This window comes from Frankia sp. AgKG'84/4 (assembly GCF_023242965.2).
GTDB lineage: Bacteria > Actinomycetota > Actinomycetes > Frankiales > Frankiaceae > Frankia.
Map to the genome: position 1 here is coordinate 1 of NZ_JALKFU020000425.1, position 4,628 is coordinate 4,628.

The window sequence follows — 4,628 nt, forward strand, 5'->3', positions numbered from 1 at the left end:
GGCGGCGGGCGGCGGGCGGACGTTACAGGACGTCACCAGCGGCGTCCGCCGCGACGGACGCCCGCCCGGTCAGACCAGCGCGGCGGACTTCGCGGCGGCGGCGACGAACAGCAGCACGATGATCCCGACGACGCCGCCGGCCTGGGCCAGGGCGAACCGCCGCGGGACATAGGCGTAGATGAGCCCGACCAGCGCGCCGACCGCGAGGCCGCCGATATGGCCCCACTTGTCGATGCTGCTGAACGAGAACGTGATGGCCAGGTTGATGCCGAGCACGATGAGAATCTGCCGGGAGTCGACCCGTAGCCGCCGGGCGATGACGTAGTAGGCGGCGAAGAAGGCGAAGATCGCCGTGGACGCACCGACCGAGGCCGTCGTCAGCCCACCGAGCAGATAGCTCAGCGTATTGCCGCCCACCGCACCCGCCACGAACAGGCCAAGGTAGCGGGCCCGGCCCAGCATCGCCTCAAGCTGGTAACCGAGAAGGTACAGCGCGTACATGTTGAACAGGATGTGCAGCACGCCGGCGTGCAGGAACGCAGCGGTCACCAACCGGTAGTACTGGTCGTTCTCCGCGATGCGATAGCCGATCATCGCGTAGTCGTCGGTGAACTTGTTACTGCCACTACCGCCAGTGAGCCCCGGCGCGCCCTGCAGCACGTAGGAGACGACGCAGGCCGCGATGAGCAGCTGGGTGACCAGGGCCTGTTGGGCTGTCCGGACCCGGCCGCCAAGCGCCGTGCGGGCCTCGCGGGGCGAGCGCCCCGAGCCGCCCGCCGAACCCTCCTCCGGACACTGGAAGCCGACCGATGCCGGCCTCATACAGTCCGGGCAGATGGACCGGCCGCAGCGCTGGCAGGAGACGTAGGTCTCCCGGTCGGGATGCCGGTAGCAGTGTGGGATCGCCGGGGCGCCCGGGCTGCCTCCGGACTGCCCTGCTCCTCCGGACAGCCCTGCTCCTCCGGACAGCCCTGCCCCTCCGGACAGCCCTGCTCCTCCGGACAGCCCTGCTCCTCCGGACAGCCCCGGCCCCCCGAAGGAACCTGGTCCGCCGCTGGACGGCGGGGGCAGGCCGCCGGATGGCGGCGGAACCCAGCCCGGCTGGCCCGGCGGCGGGCCGACGTCGGGCCGCCAACCTGTGCCCGCCTGGTCCGGCTCGCCGGCCGAACCAGGCGCCCCCGGTGGTGACGCGGTCATGTCCTCACCTCCGGGGTCAGGTCCATCGGCCGTCAGGCCGACTTCGGCTCGATGTCGATCTCCTGGATCACGACGTCGGTCTGCGGTCGGTCGTTGCGGCCGGTCGGCGCCTTGGCGATGGCGTCGACGACGTTCGAGCCCTCGACGACCTGGCCGAAGATGGTGTGCTTGCCGGTGAGCCAGGCAGTCGGCGCGACCGTGATAAAGAACTGCGAGCCGTTCGTCCCGGGCCCGGAGTTCGCCATCGCGAGCAGGTAGGGCTGGGTGAACGACAGGTCGGGGTGGAACTCGTCGGCGAACTTGTAGCCCGGGCCACCGGTTCCGTTACCCAGCGGGTCGCCACCCTGGATCATGAAGCCCTCGATCACCCGGTGGAAGACCGTCCCCCTGTACAGCGAGGTCCCCGTCTCGGTCGCGCCGGTGTTCGGGTTACGCCACTCGCGCGTACCGGTCGCGAGCTCAACGAAGTTGCGCACCGTCTTGGGGGCGTGGTTGGGGAACAATTGGATCTTGATGTCCCCCTGAGTCGTCCGCAACGTCGCGTACAGCTCCTCGGCCATGAGTCTCTCTTCTCTCCAGGTCTGGGGTCGTTGTCCGGTCAGACGGCACCCGGGCCGGTCCCGATCGTATGCGCCGATGGGCACCGGCGTTCCCGGATGCCGCCTCGACGCGGCGCCGCGTGACCAGCACCGGCGCACCTCAGGCATGTCACGCAGGTCGGCGTGACACACCTGCGGGGCATCCGCGCGTTGGAGAAGGCCGCGGCCGGGGTACGGCACACTGCACAGATCTTGACTGCCCGACCACCGCCACACGATCATCGGCCCCAGAAAGGGACGCCATGAGCTCCAACCTGAAGGACCGTCTTTCGCAGGTCACCGATACCGCGCCGGTCAGTGGGCTCTCGGACGCCGCCCGCCACGCAGCCGACCGGGCCGGCACCGTCGCGTACCGGGCGGCGAACATCGCCGGGGAGACCGCGGGCACCGCCGCCTCAGCAACCAAGGGCGCGGGGTCCACAGTGGCCCACAAGATTTCCGATGCTTCCAGTTCCACCGCCCGCGGCGGGGCTTCGGCGCAGCGCGCGGCGGGCAAGGCGGCCGGCAAGGCGACCGGTAAGGCCGTCGCCGTCTCCGGCCGGGCCGGACGGAAGATCGAGAAGGCCCGCTCGCGCGCGGAGCTGTCCTCGGAGCGCGCCCACGCCGCCGCCGAGCTGCGGGCCGAGCGGCACCGCTCCCGCCGGGCCGTCGCGCAGGAGAGCAAGGCCCGCGGCGAGGCGGACAAGGCCCAGGCCATCCTGGAGAAGCGGCTGGCGAAGGCCGAGACGAAGCTCGCCCGTGTGCATCGCCACCGCCGCCGGGGCCTGCTCGGGCTGGTCCTGCTCGGGGCGGGCGCGGCGGGAACCATCGCGGTCAAGCGGTACCTGTCGGCGAAGGACGACCAGGAGCCGATCACCGCGACCCCCGCGCCGATCGGTGACACCTCCACGCCGGGCACCGGCGACCCCCTCGCCCGCGAAGCCTTCGGTGAGCGCCTGAAGTCCTCGACGAACGGCCTCGAGGAGATGCCCGGGGTGGACACCTCCCTGGGCGAGCCCAGCCGGCCCCGCTGAGCCCGCTTGACCCCGGTGCCCGCCCACCTGCCTGGAACTACGCGAGGCGGGTGGGCGCCGGGGCGGGAACGCGGTAGGTGCCGACCGCTCCCGCCGGCACCGCCGGACGGGCCGGCGGGCAGGGCTCGACCCGGCGGTACGGCGCGCCCAGCGGCAGTCGCGGGTCCGGCTCGCCCCGGTTCGGCCAGTACGCCATCGCCCGTTCGGCCTGGGCGGTGATCGTCAGCGAGGGGTTGGCGCCGAGGTTCGCGGAGACGGCCGCGCCATCGGCCACGTGCAGCCCCTCGTACCCGTAAACGCGCTGCCAGGGGTCGAGCACGCCGGTGATCGGCTCGGTGCCGATCGGCGCGCCGCCCAGGATGTGGGCTGTCATCGGGATGTCCGCGACCTCGCTGGCGGAGCTTCATGATGGGCCGCCTGACGGGCAACGCAACCTGACGGCCTACGCGGAGGGTGACGGCTTGGCACCTCCCGCGGCGTCCTCGGCCCGGCCGGTCGCTCTGGCGGCCCCGGTGTCCGGCTTCTCCGTAGTGACGAGCCGGCCGCCGGTGCCGCCGGCCGCTCCGTGTGAGATGCCGTCCGATTTGCCGTTAGTCGCGGGGATGGGCGACTTCAGGCCGCGCCGCCTGCCGCCGCGTGTTCACGCACCCTCGCCTCGCGGGCCGCTCGGGCCGCCCGCTCGATCGCCTCCAGCGGCGGCCGCGGGATCTCCACCGGCCGGGCCTCGGACGGTTCCGACTCCGACCGCGCGGTCGGTCGGGATCCGTTCGGCCTGGTCGTGCTTGACCGGTGCCCGCCGGATCGGGTCGGCGCCGACCCGGCGGGCACCGGGTCGCGGAGCCTGTCCGCCCGGCGCTCCAGGCAGGACCGGCACCCGCATTCCTCCGACGACCGGGGGAGGCGGTCGAGCCGCCAGGACAGGTTGTCGATCTCGTCTCCGTCGCCGACGAGCACGCCGGTGCTGATGATGTGGACCAGGTGCAGCGCCAGCGTCACCGGGTCCCAGTCGTCGCCACCGAAGATCACCTGGAGCTTGCCGAAGATGTCCAGGTAGTCGGACGTCGGCCGGCGCATCGCGTTCGCCAGCACGTTGATCACCTGGGTGGCCGCGAGGGTCATCGGTGCCGGCGGCGGGGGCGGCAGCGGCACAGTAGGCGCCGAGGGGTCGTTGGCGAGGTCATCCCGCTCGTCGGAGACCGGCTCCGGCGCGTCGGCCACCAGGTCGCGATCGTCGGATCCGGCGCCGGTCGCATCGGTCCCGGTGCAGGTCGCCGTGCTGTACCCGAGCGGCTCCGGCCGGACCTGCGCGGAATCGGCGGACGGGGAGGCGCCGGCGGACGGGGAGGCGCCGGCGAACGGCGAGCTCTCGACGGGCGGGGAAGCGCCGGCGAACGGGGCGGCTCCACCAGCTGGCGAGGCTTCGATGAACGGCGCGGGCTGGCTCGCGGGCGCGGGCGTTGCGGCCAGCGTCGGCTGTGTGACCGGAGGGGCGGTGGGCCCGCCGACGTAGGCGGTGGGACCGGTGGGTGTCGCCGCCTCGGCGAGCGGGCTGCCGACGGTGACGCTGCCAGGGCCGCCGAGTCGATCGCCTTCGGCCGGCTGGTCGGAGTGCTCCGCCGGGCGCCGTTGTGGATCGCCCGTCGGGACCTGCTCAGTCCGCGGGTCGTCGGGCCGCGGGTCGGCCCGCGCACTCTGCTCGCTGTCCGGCGAGGACGAGCGCCTCGACGGGACGATGTCGACGACGATGCCACCGTCGTCGCGGCCACCGTCGTCGCGGCCACCGTCATCGCGGCCACCGTCATCGCGGCCGCCGTCATCG

The 4,628-nt window shown here is 72.9% G+C and carries 3 protein-coding genes and 2 pseudogenes; 1 reads left to right on the top strand and 4 read right to left on the bottom strand.

Going from position 1 to position 4,628, the window contains the following annotated elements:
• Positions 1-69: 69 nt before the first annotated feature.
• Together MXD58_RS20505 and MXD58_RS20510 are read right to left on the bottom strand one after the other, a co-directional pair.
• On the bottom strand, positions 70-822 hold the full coding sequence (locus tag MXD58_RS20505; protein ID WP_248838471.1) for a rhomboid family intramembrane serine protease: 753 nt from the start codon (positions 820-822) through the stop codon (positions 70-72).
• A gap of 407 nt (positions 823-1,229) precedes the next feature.
• A complete protein-coding gene (locus tag MXD58_RS20510) occupies positions 1,230-1,757 on the bottom strand; it encodes a peptidylprolyl isomerase (RefSeq protein WP_248838472.1) in 528 nt (175 codons plus the stop codon).
• 281 nt (positions 1,758-2,038) lie between these two features.
• Here MXD58_RS20510 and MXD58_RS20515 point away from each other — a divergent pair, with 281 nt between their 5' ends.
• Positions 2,039-2,809 (top strand): hypothetical protein, encoded by a 771-nt coding sequence (locus tag MXD58_RS20515; protein WP_248838473.1) that lies wholly within the window; start codon positions 2,039-2,041, stop codon positions 2,807-2,809.
• A 37-nt stretch (positions 2,810-2,846) separates the two neighbouring features.
• On the opposite strand, the pseudogene MXD58_RS20520 reads toward MXD58_RS20515, so the two are convergent.
• A pseudogene (locus MXD58_RS20520) lies at positions 2,847-3,209 on the bottom strand (GMC oxidoreductase); the annotation flags it as partial.
• Between the two features lie 212 nt (positions 3,210-3,421).
• Positions 3,422-4,628 (bottom strand): annotated as a pseudogene (locus tag MXD58_RS20525) (hypothetical protein); the annotation flags it as partial.